This is a genomic window from Paraburkholderia sp. Tr-20389 (assembly GCF_017104565.1).
Classification (GTDB): Bacteria; Pseudomonadota; Gammaproteobacteria; order Burkholderiales; family Burkholderiaceae; genus Paraburkholderia.
The window spans coordinates 116,105-133,763 of record NZ_JAAGPD010000020.1 but is presented as its reverse complement, the minus strand read 5'-3'; the positions used below and the strand labels follow the sequence as shown (position 1 = coordinate 133,763).

Below are 17,659 nucleotides of genomic sequence, written 5' to 3'. Positions count from 1 at the left end.
CATTCGTGAATGGCCCGTTGATATCGTATTGAAGCGCCGGCGTAGTCGTGCCGTATACGACCCGTGCGCTACCGCTGAACGAGCAGTATTGATTCTCCGCTGCGCAGTAGGCGTAAGTCGTTCCGTTGATCGTCAACGAGCTTTGCGCGTGTGCGGTTCCGGCTAGCAAGCCGCCTACGCGTGCAAGCGTGAGTAGCGCACGTTTCATAACAGACTCCGCGATGGATTCGTCCGGACTACTCGCGCATTCGCTTGCGCAGGTTTAAGGCGAGATCACTGCTGAGTTGCCAGTACTGCCGTGCTCTAGTAGACCTGCTTTCTCCCCATGAAAACGGACAACAGAAAGTTCTTTTCGGAAAAAATGACTTACACACGCATCCGATAAGTAAATATTCCCGTCGATTGAAACGCTTTTGATGCGCGGGCGACGCGTTATCGCGACAGAGCCGCGCAATGCACGTCGCTCACTTGAGCGGCAGACCCGCTCGCGCGAGCGCGGCCGACCAGATCCGGCCAGTCTCGAAGCCCTCGCTCGGCTGGCGCTCCAGATAAGACCTGACGGTGAGCGTCGGGTCGATAGCCAGCACGCGGGCGACCGTGGCGCGGGCGTCGTCGAGCAGGCCGAGCTCGGATTGTGCGATCGCCATCGCGCGCAAGGTGGACGTGTTGTTCGGGCCACCCCTGAGCGCGTGCTGCGCCAGCTGGATCGCGTGCGCGTAATCACCCGCGGAAAGCGCAGCTGTCGCTCTGAGCGATTCGTAGAAGTTGCGCATCGGATCGAGCGGCGAAAGCGACAGCGCGTGACCGGTCGCCGCCACGGCCTCGTCGCCTTCACCCTTGAAGGCATGCAGTGTGCCCTTGAGCAGCCATGCGAGCGAATCGTTGGGATTGACCTCGAGTGCGCGTGCATAGCAGTCTTCGCCGACATCGAGCTGCTTGAGCAGATGAGTCTGCACGAAGCCTTCGACAGCGAGCGCGAGGGACGATTGCGAATCCGCGTCGAGCGCACGCCTCGCACAGTCGAGCCCCGCGAGCGCCGCGGCCTTCCGGTCGGCCGTCCATCCGTTCTTGAATCCCAGCACGTGCCACTTGGCAAGCCACGCGTGCGGCGCCGACTGGCGGCGCGCGCGCTCGGACAGCACCTCGAGCATCTGGCCTGCGCGTGTGAACTCGTCGTAGACGTCGCGATGCATGAGCGCGATCGCGCTCAGTAGCAGGGTCGAGCTTTCTAGCGTCTGCAAGGAATGCGAGCGCGCGCGATCGAGTTCATGAGAAATGATCACCGCGCCGATCTCCTGCAGTAGCCGGGTAGAGAGATCGCTTTCACCGAGCACGATGGAGCCGATGCGGTCGTCAAGCGTCTGCGCCCACAGAACGCGATCCTCGACCGCATCCGCAAGCTCGGCCGCGAGCAGCAGCCTGTCCGAGGTCGTGCGATACGCGCCCGACAGGATGTAGCGTGTGCCAAGCAGCGCGGCGGTCTCGCGCGCGCTGGTGCCGCGTCCGCGCAGCGCCGTGGTCGAGAGCCGCGAAATCACCTTGATCTCGTCGGAGCGCGACAGCGTGCCGATCACTTCATCGGCCAGAATTTCGCCGAGCGCCTCATGCCCCGGCTGGATCACGCGCGCCGCAAACGGAATCACCGCGATGGAGGGCCGCAGATGCGGTGCGCAGGCACAGCCAGGCTCGATCAGCGGACGCGGGCCGGGACCACCGAGCCGGTACGCATGCACCGGATTGGCGAGATGCCGAAGATGGCATTCGCCGAGGTCTTCAATCTGCTCGTCATAGGAGCCCGAAAGCCGGTCTCGCATGCGCTCGCTTATCACGATTTCGCCGGGACCCGCCAAATTGTAAAGTCGTGCCGCCAGATTCACGCCGCGTCCGTACACGTCGCGCTCATCGGCGAGCAGATCCGTTTCGTGCAGGCTCTCGCGCAGCATCAGCGGCTCGCCGCCGCCCTGCGTCGCCGAACCGAGCCGACAGATGCGCTGGATGTCGAGCGCGCAGCGCGCCGCCGTCAGCGCTTCCTCGAAGACGATCATGAGACCGTCGCCTTCCGTGCGAACAAGCCTGCCACGATGCCCCGGCACGATACGCGTTTCTATCGTCATGCGCAGGCTGCGCCAGCGCGCCGCAGTGCCTTCCTCATCGGCTTCGGCGAGCTGGCACGACTCGACGAGGTCGGCAAAGAGAATAGTGCGAACCACCCTCTGAAGTTCATAGGCCGGCGCGGCGATTTCCAGGTCCATGTCGTTCCACCGAAGCGCTGTTGTTATAGAACGGACGAAGTGCCCGGGATTTATGATAATTGTTGAACTCACCGGACTTCTTATGGGCCGCCTGACAATGCCTTGGGAAGGCGAATTGAATAGTTTGTCTTACAGGCCGCGTCATTTACCGCATACATTGAATCCAGGAATATCAAGCAGCGTTTGGACCTCACATGTTCTGCGCAACGCCGCGCCTCAGGCGTGCCTCGCCTGATCGGCATGCTGACGGCTCGCGAGCAGCCGGATCAGCTACGACTGATCGACCAGCACCACAACCGGCGGCAAGCGTGCGCAGTCACGCAACACATCGAAACCGGCGTCATCCCGCTGCACCACGGCTTCGTCGACCACGACCCAATCGGGCGCAAAGTCGCGCAGCAGCCTCGCGATTCCGTCGCGGTACAGCCGGGCCGGTGCGATGAACAGCATATGCATATGCCATCCCTGAGGTCAGCGCTGTGCTCCCGCGTAAGCTTATACCGCGCAAAAATTCGCAGGCTTGCACATTCGCGAGTCCGATGCGTACACACGCTAAACTAACGTTCAATCTTAGGCATACAAAATATTGAATTTCCCGATTCTCCGGCACCGAACTGACGCACGTGTGTTCGACGCAAGGTCTTTGTCACCTCGCCTTTTGTTACCTATACTCGTTTCCGCCGACGGATGCACGTGACGCCTCCGCCGGCATCCGGCGATGTACGTCACCTCGGCGCCCGCACGGTCATCCGTCACAGGCGATCAACATGAAAGGCTCTTTCGCGACATGCTTGCGCGGCGGCCCCATGAAGATGCTACTTCACGCCTTCGCATGGCTGTGTCTGTTATGGCCCGGCCACGGACAGCCGGCGAAACTGCCCGACGCCACGCTCGTCTATTGCTCGGAAGCCAATCCCCAGGGCTTCGACGATGCGCAGTACGCAACCAGCTATGATGCCACCGTCGCTTTCACCCTATATGACCGCCTCGTCGAACTGAACCTCGACGGCTCCGGGGTTAGTCCTGGTCTCGCAGAAAGCTGGGAGATCTCGGCTGATGGCCGCGAGTACACATTTCATCTGCGCCACGGCGTGAAGTTCCAGACCGTCAAGTTCAAGCGGATGCCCGGGATGGCCAGGGACAACGCCCCGGCAATCGAGGTGTTCAAGCCCACGCGCGAGTTCAACGCTGACGACGTCGTGTTCACTTTCGAGCGCATGCTCAATCCCGAGCATCCGTTTCGAAAGGCATATCCGACTACGTTTCCCTACTTTCAGGGACTCGGGTTGGCGAAGAACATCACGCGCATCGAGGCCATCGATCCCTACACCGTGCGCTTCATGCTCGCGAACATCGATGCGCCGTTTCTGCATAAAGTCGCGATGGCGTTCGCGTCGATCCTGTCGCTTGAATACGCCAACATCCTGCTCGACAAGCAAAGAGCGAGCGACATCAATCGGTTTCCCGTGGGAACAGGACCCTTCATATTCAGTGAATATACGAAGGACGCGTCGATTTATCTCGACGGTAATCCGGATTACTGGAGACCCGGCATAGTGAAGGTCGACAAACTCGTGTTCGATATCACTGTCGATGCGGCGGTGCGTCTGCAAAAAATGCGCACGGGCGATTGTCAGGTGATGAGCTATCCGCGTCCCGCCGACATCGCCGCGATCCGCGCCGATCCGAAACTGCAGTTGCCGAGCGTGGTCGGATTCAACCTCGCCTTTCTCGCGTACAACACCGCGAAACAACCATTCGATTCGCTGCTGGTCCGCCGCGCGCTCGACATGGCGATCGACAAACGCGCGATTCTCAATGCCGTCTATCAGGGTGAGGCCCAGGTGGCGACGAACCCCATGCCGCCAGCGCAATGGTCTTACGATAAAAGCATCAAGGATGCCCCCTACGACCCCGTGCTTGCGAAGGCGCTGCTGGCCGAAGCGGGCCATCCCGATGGCTTGACCCTCGATCTGTTGGCGATGACGAACCAACGACCTTATAACCCCAATGCGGCGCTCATGGCCCAACTGATCCAGCAGGACTGGGCAAAGATCGGCGTACGCGTGAACGTCGTCACCTATGAGGTTGGAGAATTCCTCCAACGCGCGCGCAGGGGCGCGTTTGACACACTGCTGGTCGGTTGGACCGGTGATTTCGCCGATCCCGACGACTGGCTCGGCATGCTGCTTGGCTGCGACGCGTTGAAGAGCAGCAACTTCTCGAAGTGGTGCTACAAGCCATTCGATGACCTCATCACGCAGGCTCGCGCCACCATCGACACTAACTCGCGCGCGACACTCTATCAGCGTGCGCAACAGATCTTCAAGGAGCAGGTGCCATTTACGCCGATTGCGCATGCGACCGTTTATCAGCCGCTTGCTCGCGACGTCAGAGGCTTCAGGATCGATCCGTTCGGGCCGACGCTCTTCCTTGGCGTGTCGCGGAAATGACGCGCGCAGGACGGCTCTGTCACGATAAGGCAGTGGGTTTTTATAGGCACCAAATCGTCAGGATGCCTTATTTAATAAGCGAGCGGAATTGCTCGGCAGACGTCGGGTCCTGGTCACTGGTGTTCATCTGTCGCCTGGTGAATCGACGCCTCGTCACGAAGGACCGATGTCGAACTAATATCCACTGTTGATTCTAGCGGTACTAGCCTGGCGCCATCTGCCTGCGCAGGAATGCGCACGATGATAGCGGCAACGGCGTCCGGGTTGTCGATGTATTTGCATTGCGAACTCGAACGCCAACCGGAAGAATGAAACATCAATGCAGATGCGGTCAAACCGCCCGGCGCCAGACATCGATCAGCAAGACTTACGCAGCCGATGAACGAAGGTTTCCTTTCCAGAATATTTCGCGACACGTATCCGCATTGCGCGTAGTATGAGTTCGTTGACTGGCATTCGCCTCGTCGGCGAATGCCAGGTCAGTCGGCGATGATGCCGTCCGAGGGCGCCTCCAGGGTTTGTGCGTCAATATGGTTGGATGACAAAGGCCGGTTGCCATCAGCCTCCTGAAATCCTGCCGCGTTTCCGCGGCGAAGCAGAGGTGTCCATGGCAGACGGTATCTACGTGTATAAGGGGCTGGAGGTTTGTCCGCTTGTTTTTCCGCACACGCCAACGCGGGCAGGCTTTGCCCACGACTACGATGCGGGCTTCGATGCGGCTGTGCGGATCAGAGAACGCGGTGCCGACGGCCTCGAGGGGAGAAGCCGCGTTTTTCGGCTCCAGGTCGATATCCCGTTTCCGAGTGCCGGTGACGCAAGGCGCGCCTCAACCGCTTACGGCAAGCTGCTAATCGACCGAAGCGCGCAAGGCAACACCATCTGGGATGGTGAGTAGCAACGCGCGTCCTTTCCAAGCCCGGTTACTGTCCGCGTTATCTGCATGATCCGCAAGAGAAGCAGAACGGTATTTGCCGATGCTTCCCGGCATGCGTCCGGTCGAATGCACATCACGCATGCACCGCCTCGTGAAGCATAACTTCCGACAGATCGAACTACTTGTCTAATGAGGTGTTATGTCTCAACTCGCCGATCTGATCATGCAGCATCGCAGTGTGGAGGCAGAAATAGCACTCCGTGAAGTGGAACTGAACACTTGCCGACTCTCGATCGATGAGTTGGTGGCGACAGGTACGTCGGCAATCCCGCGCCTCAACACGCTCACATTTCTGGAAGCGCAACTGCGTCAGTGGAAACTCAAACGCGAGCGATTGCGTCTTGCGATCGGACGATGCGCGACCGGACTGATGGTGAACGCATCGGGGGCGCATCGAATCAAGCCGCGGAACCGCTGCCCAGGGCGCAGGGGCATGTCCGTTGCATGCCGCGAGGAGAAACACATGTACGACTATGCTGAAGCTTTCCACATCGATACTACCCCGCGTCGGGCCGACGGCGAATATATCGCCCATGCGAGGATCAGTCGCAGCGGCACCGATGGGCATGAATACGATGTGCATCTGAGTGGCGACTTGTGTGGCTTTGATGCACGCGAAGATGCCGTACGGTTTGCCGCCGAGTGGGCGACCGAATGGCTCGAGACTCACTGCGGTTCGCGTCAGTTGCTATCCGGCGATCACCGTCAATGACACGCATGGTGTCGATGGCAAATGGAGAAGGTTTGTGATGACGTCCGAGCCGCTCTCGACGCTAGCCGGGTATCTTGATCTTTCGCTCGGCACAACCGGCAGCGTCATCATGATGCAGAGGTGCGATGACCTTTGCGCAATTTACATCGGAAATGCCATGGAGGATCAGGGGCATTGGGAATACAGTGGCACGATCGCGGCGCTCATTGCGTGCGACATTCTCAAAATGACCCGTTCCGGTTCCAATCGGATTGAAATCGACGGACAGAAATATCGCTTTGTCCGGCGCGCCACACATTTCGAGGACCGCGGCGCGATTGTTTTTTCGCTGATGTAGGCACCTTCATCGCGTGAAGCTGTTGGTCTACCCTTGACCCGATTCAAGGAAGGTCGCGCGACGGAACGTTGCATACGCCGACCACGGTTGCGTTGTGTGCGCGGCTGCCGGCAACGTGCTGGGACGCGCCCTGTTGCGCGCGCCCTGGTGCCTCAGACGCGTCGCGTGTTTCGAGCCCGGGCGTCGCCTTCAACCGCGAGTGTCGACCCAGTTGCGTGCCCAGCGTGTCGAGTGCTGCAGCGCCTGTTCTTCACTCGTGAAGTAATCGAGCGAATAGAACTGGTAGCGGCTTTCGGCGCGCGCGCTATCGGTGCGTTCGAGCAGCAGGTTGGATGAAAAACTTCCATCGGGCAACCGATGAGCGGAAGGTTGGACGGCATAGCCGTTGTACAGCTGAATGTGTTTGTTCTGCATTTTAGTTTTAATAATGTTCGAGTGCGCTTGTGCCGTGCGAAATGTCCACGGGCGAGCCGATTCAAAGCCATTGCAAGCCGAATCTCACGCGATCAAAAGCAATAAAAGGGCGTTGAAGCCAGAGGGGAGAATGAGGTGCAACGAGGCGTATGACGGATGGCAAGCTGCTGAATAAACAGATGCAGCTAAGAACGATCGCGCCAACTTTGGGAGACAACGCTCCGCGAGGGTGTCGCTGCAGCCCGGTGTCCGTCGCCGGAGGCCGGGCCCTTCAAACTTTACAGCGGCTTGATGTTAGCCGCTTGCAGACCCTTCGGGCCTTGCTTCGTTTCGAAGCTCACCTTCTGATTTTCAGCCAGCGTCTTGAAGCCGTCGGCCCTGATTTCGGAGAAATGAGCGAACAGATCGTCGCCGCCCTTGTCCGGGGTGATGAAGCCAAAGCCTTTGCTGTCGTTGAACCACTTAACGATACCGGTATCCATGAAGAATCCTTGAGGAAAAATACGAAGAGATGCTCTGTTAAAGAGCGCGTGAAGCGTCAAGGAGGGAGAGGACAACGAATACCGCTGAGGAGCGAGCAATTGATGAACAGCAATCGAACTTCTTGAACTTCGAAGCGAACACTAACTGTCCGGCACCACTTGTGTCAACACTTATCTTGTAACCGATTCACCGAGCGGTTCGTTTTGCGACCGAAGCGATGTGGCCCTACCTGGCATGGCGCACAGGGTGCGTTGACGGCAGACCTTGCATTGCGAACGCACACCGCCGCTCCTTGAGGAACCATCGCGCTGCCATTGATTTGGCGGCTCTCGCTCCGACAACAGCGAATCTTCACTCGCCGCCGCCAAGTATCGGCTGGCCTAATGGCTGCTTGCCAAGGATCCACGCGAGAAACCGGGCTCGGCGCCGGACGGCCGCTCCAGCAACGCCGCCCGGCCCGCTCCCGGTCAGTACCTCTTTTTCGGCGGTAACGACCGCTTGATCTGCTTGCGCAGGCGTGCCACTGCAGCAGCCTTTTTGCGTTTGCGTTCAGTGGTGGGTTTTTCATAGGCTGTCCGGGCACGAAGCTCCGGTATCAAGCCGGTGCGCTCGATCGCGCGACGAAAACGGCGCAAAGCGACTTCCACGGGCTCATCGGGTTTCAGAATTACGGTAGTCAATTTTTTCCTTCGTTGAGATCCGGCAGTAATGGCGAACGGCGATGTGGATGCCGTGCCCGGCGTGGCCGATGCACAGACCATTTACAGTCCAGCGACGGGGCGGATCGTGGCGAGCATCAGAAATGCTTCTGCGTCCACCTCGCAGCAGCATCAGTGTAACAACTGTTCAGCCCTTCTCGCTCGTGCCCAACGACAGGAGCGGCGCGAAAAACTTCGCAATCCGCCTGAATGAATCTCATCAGACCACCGGCGCTCGGGTCGAATCCTTGCGACGATGGCAGTACGCGCTACAGGCCGATAAGCTGTTCCGAACCATTTCGGGCGGCGTTGACCTTAAGCCTGGCATGCCTCACATTCCCATACCGTGGAGGGGTTGACAGGCATATATCGCGAGAGGGCGCGCCAGAATCTGGAGGATGCGCGCCGAGCATTGACAGCTTACGCAGAGCACGTCCCGCCCCCCGCTTCGCCCTCTGAACTGCGCGCACTGCAATTGATTTGGCTCGACGCGCGTCAATGGCACTTCTTCGACTGGACTACCAGATTCCCCACGACGCAATCACCTTTACTCAGGTGACGCTCACGTTTAATGCCGCGCTTGAAGGACTCGGGCGCAGTCCATATGAGATTCGATGGCGCGCCAGGCGATAGAAGCTGGAACGCTGAAAATGCTTGGAGAGTTCGAATATGAAACGGAGCGCGCAGATCACCTCGTGGATGCCAACCATCGTCCACTCAATAGCAAAGCCTCAATTTTCCGCGACTGGCTGATCGCCGCGATCTGACAGGAAAGCCCGGATGCCGATGCGGGCCGAATCCGCGCACGCATTGGCATCCGAAATATCAGCTGGAATGTCCAGTCCTGGAGAACGATCAGACTTTCGAGCGGCCGGGTGCAAGTATTCGCGAATGTCTCTCTGGCCGAGAGCAGCAGTTCAATGGAAGATCCGAAGAACTGCAGTTATTGGAATCTTCAACAGCTGCTCAGGGTGGCTGCAGTGAATGAGTACAGTCGGCCAGTTTCAGCCATACGCCGGCTCGGCCTGATGATGCTCCGAATGTTGGCTTGTCCCGGAAGAGCGGACGTTCGCGCTGCAAATCGTTGCAGTGAGATCAGAGGCCTCTGCGCTCAGCCCAAGATAACCGTCGCCGTTAATACAGGCCCCGCGCCGCTCGAAATTGCCACCTCCCCGCATCGGCGCATCCGTTGCGGAGGGTCATGGCGACGGTGTAGGCAGCAATCGGGAAAACTGTCTGTATGCGAAATACGGATGCGGGCCTTCTGAAAATCCCAATTAGCGTGCCGCTTGAGTGTCTGAGTGGCAGGGCGTCGATATATATGTTAATTGGGTTCCTGATGCTTGAATAAGGACACCACTGGTTGCACGGAAGATGATGTTTCGCGTTCCAGTGTTCTCAGCTTGGGGGCATTCTATGTAGTTGATTTTGAGTGCGCCGTCGGTTCATGTGAATTCCGGTCACAATTGCCACTCTTTATAAATGCAACGTAGTTATTGCCATTCAATGAAAATGCGAATGGCATATTTTACATTTCAATCTATACCCTCGAAGCCATTTTAAAGATCAACGATTATTTTTCGTTTCAATATTGTAGAATCGCGCGGGTTAAACAGTAACGAACAAAAAGAGGCGTTATGGGGGCGCAGGATTTCATCGCGGCCGTCACGGGTGGGCTTGCGCAAGGCGACCGGCTGTTGAAGCTGGACACTCCGCTGGGCAGCGACGTGGTGATTCCGCAGCGCGCGGTGGGCAGTTCGCGCCTTGGACGGCACTTCGAATTCACCGTTGATGTCGTTTCGACGTCGTCCAGTATCGAACTCAAGAAACTGATCGCACAGCCCGTCACGCTCTGGGTCCAGCAATCCGACAAGTCTTATCTGCCGCATAACGGCTTCGTCCATACCGCGCGGCGGCTTGGCTCGGATGGCACGCTAACCAGCTATCAGGTCGGCTTTGCGTCGTGGATGCATTTTCTCAGGTTCAGGCGCGATCAGCGTATCTGGCAGGATGCCAGCGTTGAGGACATCGTCAGCGACGTGTTCAATTCGCATCCTCAAGCGCAAGGGCGATTCCAGTTTCAATTGTCCACGCCGCTGCCGACTCGTTCGTATTGCCGACAGGACGAGTATGACTGGAACTTCGTGCATCGCTTGCTGGAATCGGAAGGCCTTTATGGTTTCTGGCAGCAGGCAGAGGACGGTAAATCGCACACGCTGACGATTACCGACAATCTCTCGGCGCTCGCGGCGATGTCACCTGGGACGTTACCGTTCTATCGCGCGGGAACCCGCAGCGAAGCTGACGCGCTCACTCTATGGTCTGGCACGCGTACCTTGCAAAGCGCGCTATTAACCACGCGCACGTTCGACTATAAAAGCCCGTCCGGCGTGTATAACCCGAAAGGCACCAGCATCCCGACCATGCCCGCGCAAGGCGCGTTGCCGGCACAAGCTGAAGTCTACGAATACACGGGTGCTTACACGTACGGCGCGCAGGATCGGGGTGACGCGCTCTCGCGCATCCGCATGGAGGAGTGGGAGTCACGAGCAAAGCGGTTCCACGGCGCGGGCGGTGCGCGTGGCGTCGATGCTGGACGGCGCTTCACGTTGACCGGCCATCCCGATCACGATAGCGACGCAGCCGATCAACGGGAGTTTGCCGTGATTGAGGCCATATGGACGATTGAGAACAATCTGCCTGTGAGCAGCGATGCGCCGGTGTTCCCTCATAGTCTTCAGGAGACGGTGGCGGCTGTGCGGGCACGGCATCAGGCCGATGCAGGGTCCGGCGTGGCGTCAGGCAATGCGTCTGAAGGCTTCTACCGGGTTGATATCGAGGCTCAGCGTTCGACGGTGCCCTATCGGAGTCCGTTCGAACATGAGAAACCGGATGTGCAACTCGAATCGGCCATCATCGTCGGCCCGCAGAACGAAGAGGTCTATACCGACGAACTGAATCGCGTCAAGGTCCGCTTCATCTGGGACCGGCTCAATAGCGGCGGCGAACGCGCTTCGTGCTGGCTGCGCGTCGTGCAGTCGGACACGGGCGGTGGTTATGGCGGGGTGCATCTTCCGCGCGTTGGCGAGGAAGTCCTCGTCGACTATGTCGATGGAGACTGTGACCGGCCGATCGTGGTTGCCCGAGTCTACAACGGCGCTACCAAACCGCAGTGGCATTCGAATGGCTTGCTGTCCGGCTACCGGTCGAAAGAGTATGGCGGCAGCGGATACAACCAGTTCGTGATGGATGATGCGACCGGGCAGAACCGTCTGCAGCTTTATAGCAGCAGCGCGAACTCGTATCTGCATCTGGGCTACCTGATCGCACAGAATGGCAATGAGAGAGGCAGTTATCTGGGCAGCGGCTTCGATCTGAAGTCGGATGCATATGGCGCGGTGCGCGCGGCGCAAGGTTTGTATATTACGACCCATCCTGCCGTCAGCCAGCCGCTCGATGCAGGCGCATCACGCACGCAACTGGTGAATGCGCAGAGCGTGCTTGACGCGATGTCGGATGCGAGCACCGCGCATCAGGGAGAAAACCTCAAAGAGGGCCACGACGCACTGAAGTCGCTCACCGATGCGACTGAAAGTAGCGTAACGGGTTCTTCGTCTTGCGGAAACACGGCGGGCGGCGGCACCGGCGCTGCCAATGCGTTCAAGCAACCTGTCATGCTGTTCGGCAGCCCGTCGGGCATCGCGCTGTCGACACAGAATTCCCTGCATATCGCCAGTAGCGCGCACACCAACCTGGTGAGCGGACAAAGCACGCACATTGCATCTGGCAAGTCGCTCATTGTGAGCGTTGCTGAAAAGTTGAGCCTGTTCGTGCAGAACGCAGGCATGAAGCTCTTCGCTGCCAAGGGCAAAGTCGAGATTCGGGCGCATTCGGACAACATCGAAATGACAGCGCAGAAAAGCATCACGCTGCTTTCCGCCACGGAAAGTATCGAAGCGGTGGCGAAGCAGGAGGTTTTGCTCACGTCGGGCGGTGCCTATATCCGCATTAAGGATGGTGGGATCGAAATTCACGCCCCCGGAAAAATCGACATTAAGGGCGCGCAGCATTCCTTTGCCGGGCCGGCCAGTCTCGAGACCCCGCTCCCCGTTCTTCCGCAAGGCGATGTGAAGATCAGCAACGCATATCCCATATCGCGATAGCAACAATGATTATCAGCCCCCCTTTTTTGCCCGCAACAGGCATGACATCAAACGATGCCAATGCGCTGGATCCGATGATGGATGCGGTTGACCAGTTCCAGTTAGCGCACGGCATCTATCCTGTTGCCTTTGACCGGCGGTGGCACACGGGCGTCCATTTGATGCCCGCGACGCAGAACGAACGCGTCAGGGCGATCGCGGACGGCGAGATCGTTGCGTATCGCGTGTGTCAGAAAGCAATCGACGGCGGGAGCGGCACACCTGACAGCAATGCCGGCTTCGTTCTTATCAAGCACTCGACCGAAACGGGCGACGGGCGTTCGATCACGTTCTATTCGCTCTACATGCATCTGCTCGAACTCGATGGATACACGGGGCTAGGCGTGCAGCTGAATACATTGCCCGAGTACCTGCGCACACCCACACCTGAGGATGGCCAGGTGGGCGGCGGAAAGAAGATCTACCGGAAGGACGTATTGGGGCTGCCCGGGCGCTGTCACGGGCAAATGCATGTCCACTTCGAAGTGTTCATGCTGCCTGCCGACTTCAACGCATATTTCGGCAGCACCCAGTTGGACAACAAGGGGCCCGCAACACCGACCAGCAAGGATTGCTGGGGGCATACCTACTACATCATTCCAGCGGATCAGACCTTCCTCGCGAAGCCGCCAGGCACGGACAGTCACAACAAGCTGCATGGTGTGCTATTCCAGCCGCTTCAAGGTGGTACTAACCAGGGTGGCGCGCTTCATGTCGAATCGTATTTTCACAAGGGCACGAAATATACGTCGACATGGCAGGTGGGAAGCGACGGGGTGCGTACGCTGCTGACGCCGCAACCGGTCAGCGAGTCTGGCTACGAATACAGCATGATTGCGCGCGCGACACAACTTTATAAGGATGGCCCGAACGACGGCTACGAGTTGCTGCGGTTCGGGCGCATTCTCGCAGACCAGCCGGTGCTGGCCAGCGGCACAACCGATACACCCGCTGGCGTTGCGCCTGGCGTGGCGGGCAATCCGCATCCCATCAGCGCGCCTGGCCCGCGTACGACGTGGATGCGCGTGACTTTCGCGCAAGGGCAGGAGGGATATATCGACATCAACGCGGATAGCATCATCAAGCTATCGGATGCCGATTTTCCATTCTTCACCGGCTGGCAGAAGATCAGCGAAGGCAACACGCCCTTCAGCGACGACGGACTGTGCGATGTCGATCAACTAAAGAAGATCGTCGACGACGTGGCGCCGCAGGCATCCAATGCGAACGAGTCTGTCGATGAAGATGCATTGAGCAGCTACGTCAGGGGACATGCTGCCATTCGCGAGAAGTTGCGCGGATTCATTTGTGAAGCGCCGACCGAATGGAACAGCGCGCACAACGACGTCCGATATGCGAAGCTCAACGAGCCGGATGGCTTTTATGGGAAGCAGAAGAGCACGAATCCCGACGGATATCACGACTTCCTGGAATTGCTGAAGAAATTCCAGTTCTGGGACAAGACGGGCTTGAGTGAAGACAAGCTCTGGTTCTTTCATCCATTGCAGTTTATCCGCTATTTCAGGCGATGCGGCTGGTTGAGCGCGGATGAAATGGCGAGATGCTTTCCGCCAAAATGGCTTTATCTGCAAGGAACCCAGTTCGCGCAATCGACGACGCGATGGAGCACAGCGAGAAGCCGTGCCGGCGAGTGGGTTTTGGCGTTCAACAAGGGTACCAGGAAGTACGGCGTATCGGCCAGCCGACAGCGTTTAGCCCATTTTTTTGCGCACGTCGTTCCAGAAACGGACAGTCTTCACTACGTCAAGGAACTCGGCGGAGAGCACGCCTCGTACAACCCTTACTATGGCCGCGGCCTGATTCAGTTGACGCACTTGGAGAACTACAAGCCTTACGGTGAGTTTCGAAAATTTCCGACGGGTACTGTTCCCGCTACGTTTTCCCAGCTTGGCTGGGACCCGAATGCGCTGATTGCTCGCAATAACGATGGCGATAGCAACAAGGAAAACTGTGTCGACAGTTCCTGCTTCTATGTGGCGAATCGGTCTGGCATGCTCCATCACATGGACGCGGGTGTCACTCAGGATGACGCCGCCGCAGTCAGCAGGGATGTCAACGGCAACGTAAGCATTGAGAATCTGAATGGCTATGATGTCAGGCTGCAGGCCGTTCTCTATTTGCGAAATGCATTGCTCGACGATGTATTCTCAGGCAGTACGACTCCACTTACGTTCGTGTGGCGGCGCAATAGTGCGAAGGAACCTGTTCTTGATGCGCAAGGGCAACCGGTAGCGGTAACGGCCGGCACTCCACCGCATGTCGTCATGACGGGTAATCCGCCGCACCCGAAGATCAAGACAAAGTTCTATGCTACCCAGCACACAATCGATGCCTTTTTGACACTGCAAAAACCTTGATTCCATGACACCTATGAAGGCACTAATTTTTACGGCCTCTTTGCTTTTCGTTCCTTTGATCGCTCATGCGGAAATCAGTCACGACACGTTTTGCTTTGGTTCAGGCGGGGCGAAATCAACCAATTTCGAACTGCAGACGTATTCTGATTCGTCGAGTAGGTTGTCGTGGGGGTTCGTCAAGTATCAAAACTCCCGGCAAACCATTCCGTTGATACTGGCCGAATCAACATCGGAAACACTTGACAAGAATGCGCCTGATGAAATTACAACGACGTGGATCGAGGTCTACGGAAAGCAGGTCACGGGTGAATATCAGATGGTGAGTCAGGGAACGATGGTCCCGTCGATGGTTTATATCAACAGGAAAAGCGGCAAGAAAACTGCGTTTGGATTGAAGTCCGGCGCGGCGACTGACACAGGCAGCTGCGACTGGCAATGATTCCCGGCGCCTCCATTCTTCCCAGGGGCGCTCGTAAGGGACGTTTGTCAAGTGTGGAGCAACATCGGGGGACAACGACCGCAGTGGCTTCGAGTCATCAATCGACCCGACAGTAAGTATGACCGCTGTACCTCTAAAAGCGGGCATCCGGACGTTTGGGGTGTGTATGGCTGCGCAGGGCCGCAAGTACTCGTTCACTCGCATCAGCACCTGACATGCGAGGCTACTACGGCGCGAACGGCGGCAAAGCGCCTCTCTGCAGCCTCGCAGTGGCCGAACTCCAACGTCCGCAATGGCCGATCAATTGCCCCCGTTACCCTTCCCGCTTCCGCACGGTGTATCCGACCCGTGCGCTTACCCCGCCAAGCCGTTCAGAAAGCTCACGCGGCGGTGCAAGATATCGTCAAGTCGATGTCCAGATAAACATATTTTGTCGATCATTTCGCGTTAAATCACGCGTCTCGTTCCTGCCGGAAAATCCTTATCCACTGCGTTCAAGAGCCTTTGTTCGAAGATCGCTAATGGCAGTTCGCCTGCTCGACATCACGCAATAGCACTCTGGCGGAAAGCCAGATCCCGGCGATCGCGAGCAACATGCCCACTGTCTGCGTCAACGGCGGTATCGTGTGTTTGTACAGGCAGATGTAAAGAATTCCAAAGAGCGTTTCAAGAACGACCAGTTGACCCACCAGTCCCATTGGCAACTCGTGTGACGCACGATTAAAAAGCGCCGTTGCGAGCCATGAGGTTCCTGCGCCAAGGCTGATCGTGACCAGCGCGAAGATCGGCCATTCCTGCCGGATGTTCTTAACGAGCACGACACCATTGTCACCGTAGAGCTGTACGGCAGCCATCACCAGACAGAACAACAAGGTCGCAACGCCGACTGCACACGACCAATGTGTGCTCGTGATGGATGGATTGTTCTGCAGAAAGCGCGCATTCGATAGCGCGTACCACGTCCATAGCGCCACCGTTAATAGCGCTGCCGCCGTACCCGCCCACGTTAGCTTCGCATTCCCGCCAAGCGCGCCAGACTGCACCGTCAGCACGACGATCAGCCCCACCGTGACCAACGCGAACGGAATCAACAACCGGCGCCATGTTGCAACAGGCAGATGTCTGCTGCCTGCTACGGAGATGCTGATCGGCAATAGCCCGATGATCGGTATGACGACCTCTGCGCCCGTATTCTGGACCGCAAAGCTGACGAGAATAGAGACGGCAACGTTTCCTGACAAGCCATAGAACGCAGCACGTATCCAACGTCGGACACCGAGTCGACGATGGCGATATCGCACGAGAAGAATCGCAGCGGAGACGATGCCGTACCACAAGTACCGGGCCGCCGTGATCTCGGTCGGAGAAAATGCGGCCAGTATCAGAGGCGCAATCAACGAGATCGCCCAAAGACCGGTCGCGCCGATCATCGAACCGATCGGCCCTCGCGAAGACAGTGGCTTGCCAAGCAACCGCCCGCTATCGGTCATCGTCTTTAGCGGGACTCTCACTGCACCAGTCGCGGTGTGCCGACCTTTTCGGCGTTCGGATCCAGCCCGTGTTCTTTAAGGATGCGCGCAATATCGCCGGACTGATGCAGTGCCTCGATATCGGCCGAAAGCGCATCTCCAAGCGCCTGATTCGACTTGGTGTACGGGAAGGCCGTCTGCCCAGGCTGAATCGTCGCAGGCACTCGCTTGTCAGGTTTGACGACATCGATTTTCATTGCCTTGTAACCGCCCTTCTTTTGATCGTAGACGGCGACGGCATAGCTATCCGTGCCGACGTCGATGCGCCCCGCTGACAGATCTTGTGCCATTGCAACCGGATTCGGATAGATGGTCAGACTGGTTCCGAAGACCTTCTGCAAATCGCCCGTCCACAGGTATCCCGCGACGGCACCGACCCGCTTTCCCTGCATACCGTTGATCGTGTCGCTTCCCTGACCCGAAATGACACCCATCTGATCTAGGTACATCGGCGCACTCAATCCGAGTACCTTCGCCCGGTCGGCGGTGCGATACCAGTCACCCATCGCGATGTCGGCTTTCCCGGACACCACCGATTGAATCACCGCCGCTGCATCGACGTTCGCGAAAGAGAGCGTCAGACACTCTTTGGCCGCAATCAGCCTGAGGATCGCACCGTCGACCCCGTTGACTTCGCTCCCACTCACAGGAATGGAATACGGCGGGAAGTCCCATGTTGCGACGGAAAGTGTGCCCGGTTTGATCGTCGAGAACTTGTGCGCGGGCGTGCAACTTCCCGCAGCATGTGCAGCGGCGCCAAAGCCGAGCAGGGAAACGGAACAGCCAAGCACGGCAAGACGTTTCAACAAAGCATTCATGGTCTATCCT

The 17,659-nt window shown here is 58.0% G+C and carries 15 protein-coding genes and 1 pseudogene; 8 read left to right on the top strand and 8 right to left on the bottom strand.

The window, feature by feature from the left end:
• Positions 1 to 464: 464 nt before the first annotated feature.
• Both G3N95_RS20375 and G3N95_RS20370 read right to left on the bottom strand, forming a co-directional pair.
• Positions 465 to 2,252 carry a tetratricopeptide repeat protein gene (locus G3N95_RS20375; RefSeq protein WP_205971871.1) on the bottom strand — a complete coding sequence of 596 codons (1,788 nt, stop codon included), beginning with the start codon at positions 2,250 to 2,252 and terminating at the stop codon, positions 465 to 467.
• Positions 2,253 to 2,522: 270 nt separating this feature from the next.
• The gene (locus tag G3N95_RS20370) at positions 2,523 to 2,702 is read right to left on the bottom strand and encodes a hypothetical protein (RefSeq protein ID WP_205971870.1); all 180 of its coding nucleotides are present in this window, start codon (positions 2,700 to 2,702) and stop codon (positions 2,523 to 2,525) included.
• Between the two features lie 362 nt (positions 2,703 to 3,064).
• Here G3N95_RS20370 and G3N95_RS20365 point away from each other — a divergent pair, with 362 nt between their 5' ends.
• Positions 3,065 to 4,705: an ABC transporter substrate-binding protein gene (locus G3N95_RS20365; RefSeq protein ID WP_241018765.1), complete on the top strand. Its 1,641-nt coding sequence runs from the start codon at positions 3,065 to 3,067 to the stop codon at positions 4,703 to 4,705.
• A 113-nt stretch (positions 4,706 to 4,818) separates the two neighbouring features.
• Here the strand turns inward: G3N95_RS20365 and G3N95_RS20360 are convergent, their stop codons facing one another.
• Entirely contained in the window at positions 4,819 to 5,121 is a 303-nt protein-coding gene (locus tag G3N95_RS20360; protein ID WP_205971868.1) for a hypothetical protein, read from the bottom strand.
• A gap of 191 nt (positions 5,122 to 5,312) precedes the next feature.
• On the opposite strand from G3N95_RS20360, the gene G3N95_RS20355 reads away from it, so the two are divergent.
• The 3 genes from G3N95_RS20355 (at position 5,313) to G3N95_RS20345 (ending at position 6,688) form a co-directional block, all read left to right on the top strand.
• On the top strand, positions 5,313 to 5,600 hold the full coding sequence (locus tag G3N95_RS20355; RefSeq protein WP_205971867.1) for a hypothetical protein: 288 nt from the start codon (positions 5,313 to 5,315) through the stop codon (positions 5,598 to 5,600).
• A 502-nt stretch (positions 5,601 to 6,102) separates the two neighbouring features.
• A complete protein-coding gene (locus tag G3N95_RS20350) occupies positions 6,103 to 6,351 on the top strand; it encodes a hypothetical protein (protein WP_205971889.1) in 249 nt (82 codons plus the stop codon).
• Positions 6,352 to 6,388: 37 nt separating this feature from the next.
• On the top strand, positions 6,389 to 6,688 hold the full coding sequence (locus tag G3N95_RS20345; protein ID WP_205971888.1) for a hypothetical protein: 300 nt from the start codon (positions 6,389 to 6,391) through the stop codon (positions 6,686 to 6,688).
• Positions 6,689 to 6,877: 189 nt separating this feature from the next.
• On the opposite strand, the gene G3N95_RS20340 is transcribed toward G3N95_RS20345, so the two are convergent.
• The 3 genes from G3N95_RS20340 to rpsU all read right to left on the bottom strand — a co-directional run bounded on the left by G3N95_RS20340 (position 6,878) and on the right by rpsU (position 8,265).
• Positions 6,878 to 7,102 carry a hypothetical protein gene (locus G3N95_RS20340; protein ID WP_205971866.1) on the bottom strand — a complete coding sequence of 75 codons (225 nt, stop codon included), beginning with the start codon at positions 7,100 to 7,102 and terminating at the stop codon, positions 6,878 to 6,880.
• Between the two features lie 278 nt (positions 7,103 to 7,380).
• A complete protein-coding gene (locus G3N95_RS20335; RefSeq protein WP_011549079.1) occupies positions 7,381 to 7,584 on the bottom strand; it encodes a cold-shock protein in 204 nt (67 codons plus the stop codon).
• 468 nt (positions 7,585 to 8,052) lie between these two features.
• A complete protein-coding gene (gene rpsU, locus G3N95_RS20330) occupies positions 8,053 to 8,265 on the bottom strand; it encodes a 30S ribosomal protein S21 (RefSeq protein ID WP_082426970.1) in 213 nt (70 codons plus the stop codon).
• Positions 8,266 to 8,897: 632 nt separating this feature from the next.
• Between rpsU and G3N95_RS20325 the strand changes: the two genes are divergently transcribed.
• The 4 genes and pseudogenes from G3N95_RS20325 (at position 8,898) to G3N95_RS20310 (ending at position 15,302) form a co-directional block, all read left to right on the top strand.
• The gene (locus tag G3N95_RS20325; protein WP_205971865.1) at positions 8,898 to 9,050 is read left to right on the top strand and encodes a hypothetical protein; all 153 of its coding nucleotides are present in this window, start codon (positions 8,898 to 8,900) and stop codon (positions 9,048 to 9,050) included.
• A gap of 870 nt (positions 9,051 to 9,920) precedes the next feature.
• Positions 9,921 to 12,392 (top strand): annotated as a pseudogene (locus G3N95_RS20320) (type VI secretion system Vgr family protein); the annotation flags it as partial.
• A gap of 59 nt (positions 12,393 to 12,451) precedes the next feature.
• Positions 12,452 to 14,863: a M23 family metallopeptidase gene (locus tag G3N95_RS20315; protein WP_205971863.1), complete on the top strand. Its 2,412-nt coding sequence runs from the start codon at positions 12,452 to 12,454 to the stop codon at positions 14,861 to 14,863.
• Between the two features lie 13 nt (positions 14,864 to 14,876).
• A complete protein-coding gene (locus tag G3N95_RS20310; protein ID WP_205971862.1) occupies positions 14,877 to 15,302 on the top strand; it encodes a hypothetical protein in 426 nt (141 codons plus the stop codon).
• 518 nt (positions 15,303 to 15,820) lie between these two features.
• Here G3N95_RS20310 and G3N95_RS20305 read toward each other — a convergent pair.
• Positions 15,821 to 16,732 (bottom strand): DMT family transporter, encoded by a 912-nt coding sequence (locus tag G3N95_RS20305; protein ID WP_205971861.1) that lies wholly within the window; start codon positions 16,730 to 16,732, stop codon positions 15,821 to 15,823.
• 77 nt (positions 16,733 to 16,809) lie between these two features.
• A complete protein-coding gene (locus G3N95_RS20300; RefSeq protein ID WP_205971860.1) occupies positions 16,810 to 17,649 on the bottom strand; it encodes a transporter substrate-binding domain-containing protein in 840 nt (279 codons plus the stop codon).
• Between the last annotated feature and the right edge of the window lie 10 nt (positions 17,650 to 17,659).

Bases quoted from the DNA above. Each gene is read 5' to 3' on its own strand.
- G3N95_RS20375 (WP_205971871.1), bottom strand. From the start codon at position 2,252: ATGGACCTGGAAATCGCCGCGCCGGCCTATGAACTTCAGAGGGTGGTT.
- G3N95_RS20370 (WP_205971870.1), bottom strand. From the start codon at position 2,702: ATGCTGTTCATCGCACCGGCCCGGCTGTACCGCGACGGAATCGCGAGG.
- G3N95_RS20365 (WP_241018765.1), top strand. From the start codon at position 3,065: ATGCTACTTCACGCCTTCGCATGGCTGTGTCTGTTATGGCCCGGCCAC.
- G3N95_RS20355 (WP_205971867.1), top strand. From the start codon at position 5,313: ATGGCAGACGGTATCTACGTGTATAAGGGGCTGGAGGTTTGTCCGCTT.
- G3N95_RS20350 (WP_205971889.1), top strand. From the start codon at position 6,103: ATGTACGACTATGCTGAAGCTTTCCACATCGATACTACCCCGCGTCGG.
- G3N95_RS20345 (WP_205971888.1), top strand. From the start codon at position 6,389: ATGACGTCCGAGCCGCTCTCGACGCTAGCCGGGTATCTTGATCTTTCG.
- G3N95_RS20340 (WP_205971866.1), bottom strand. From the start codon at position 7,102: ATGCAGAACAAACACATTCAGCTGTACAACGGCTATGCCGTCCAACCT.
- G3N95_RS20335 (WP_011549079.1), bottom strand. From the start codon at position 7,584: ATGGATACCGGTATCGTTAAGTGGTTCAACGACAGCAAAGGCTTTGGC.
- G3N95_RS20325 (WP_205971865.1), top strand. From the start codon at position 8,898: ATGGCGCGCCAGGCGATAGAAGCTGGAACGCTGAAAATGCTTGGAGAG.
- G3N95_RS20315 (WP_205971863.1), top strand. From the start codon at position 12,452: ATGATTATCAGCCCCCCTTTTTTGCCCGCAACAGGCATGACATCAAAC.
- G3N95_RS20310 (WP_205971862.1), top strand. From the start codon at position 14,877: ATGAAGGCACTAATTTTTACGGCCTCTTTGCTTTTCGTTCCTTTGATC.
- G3N95_RS20305 (WP_205971861.1), bottom strand. From the start codon at position 16,732: ATGATCGGCGCGACCGGTCTTTGGGCGATCTCGTTGATTGCGCCTCTG.
- G3N95_RS20300 (WP_205971860.1), bottom strand. From the start codon at position 17,649: ATGAATGCTTTGTTGAAACGTCTTGCCGTGCTTGGCTGTTCCGTTTCC.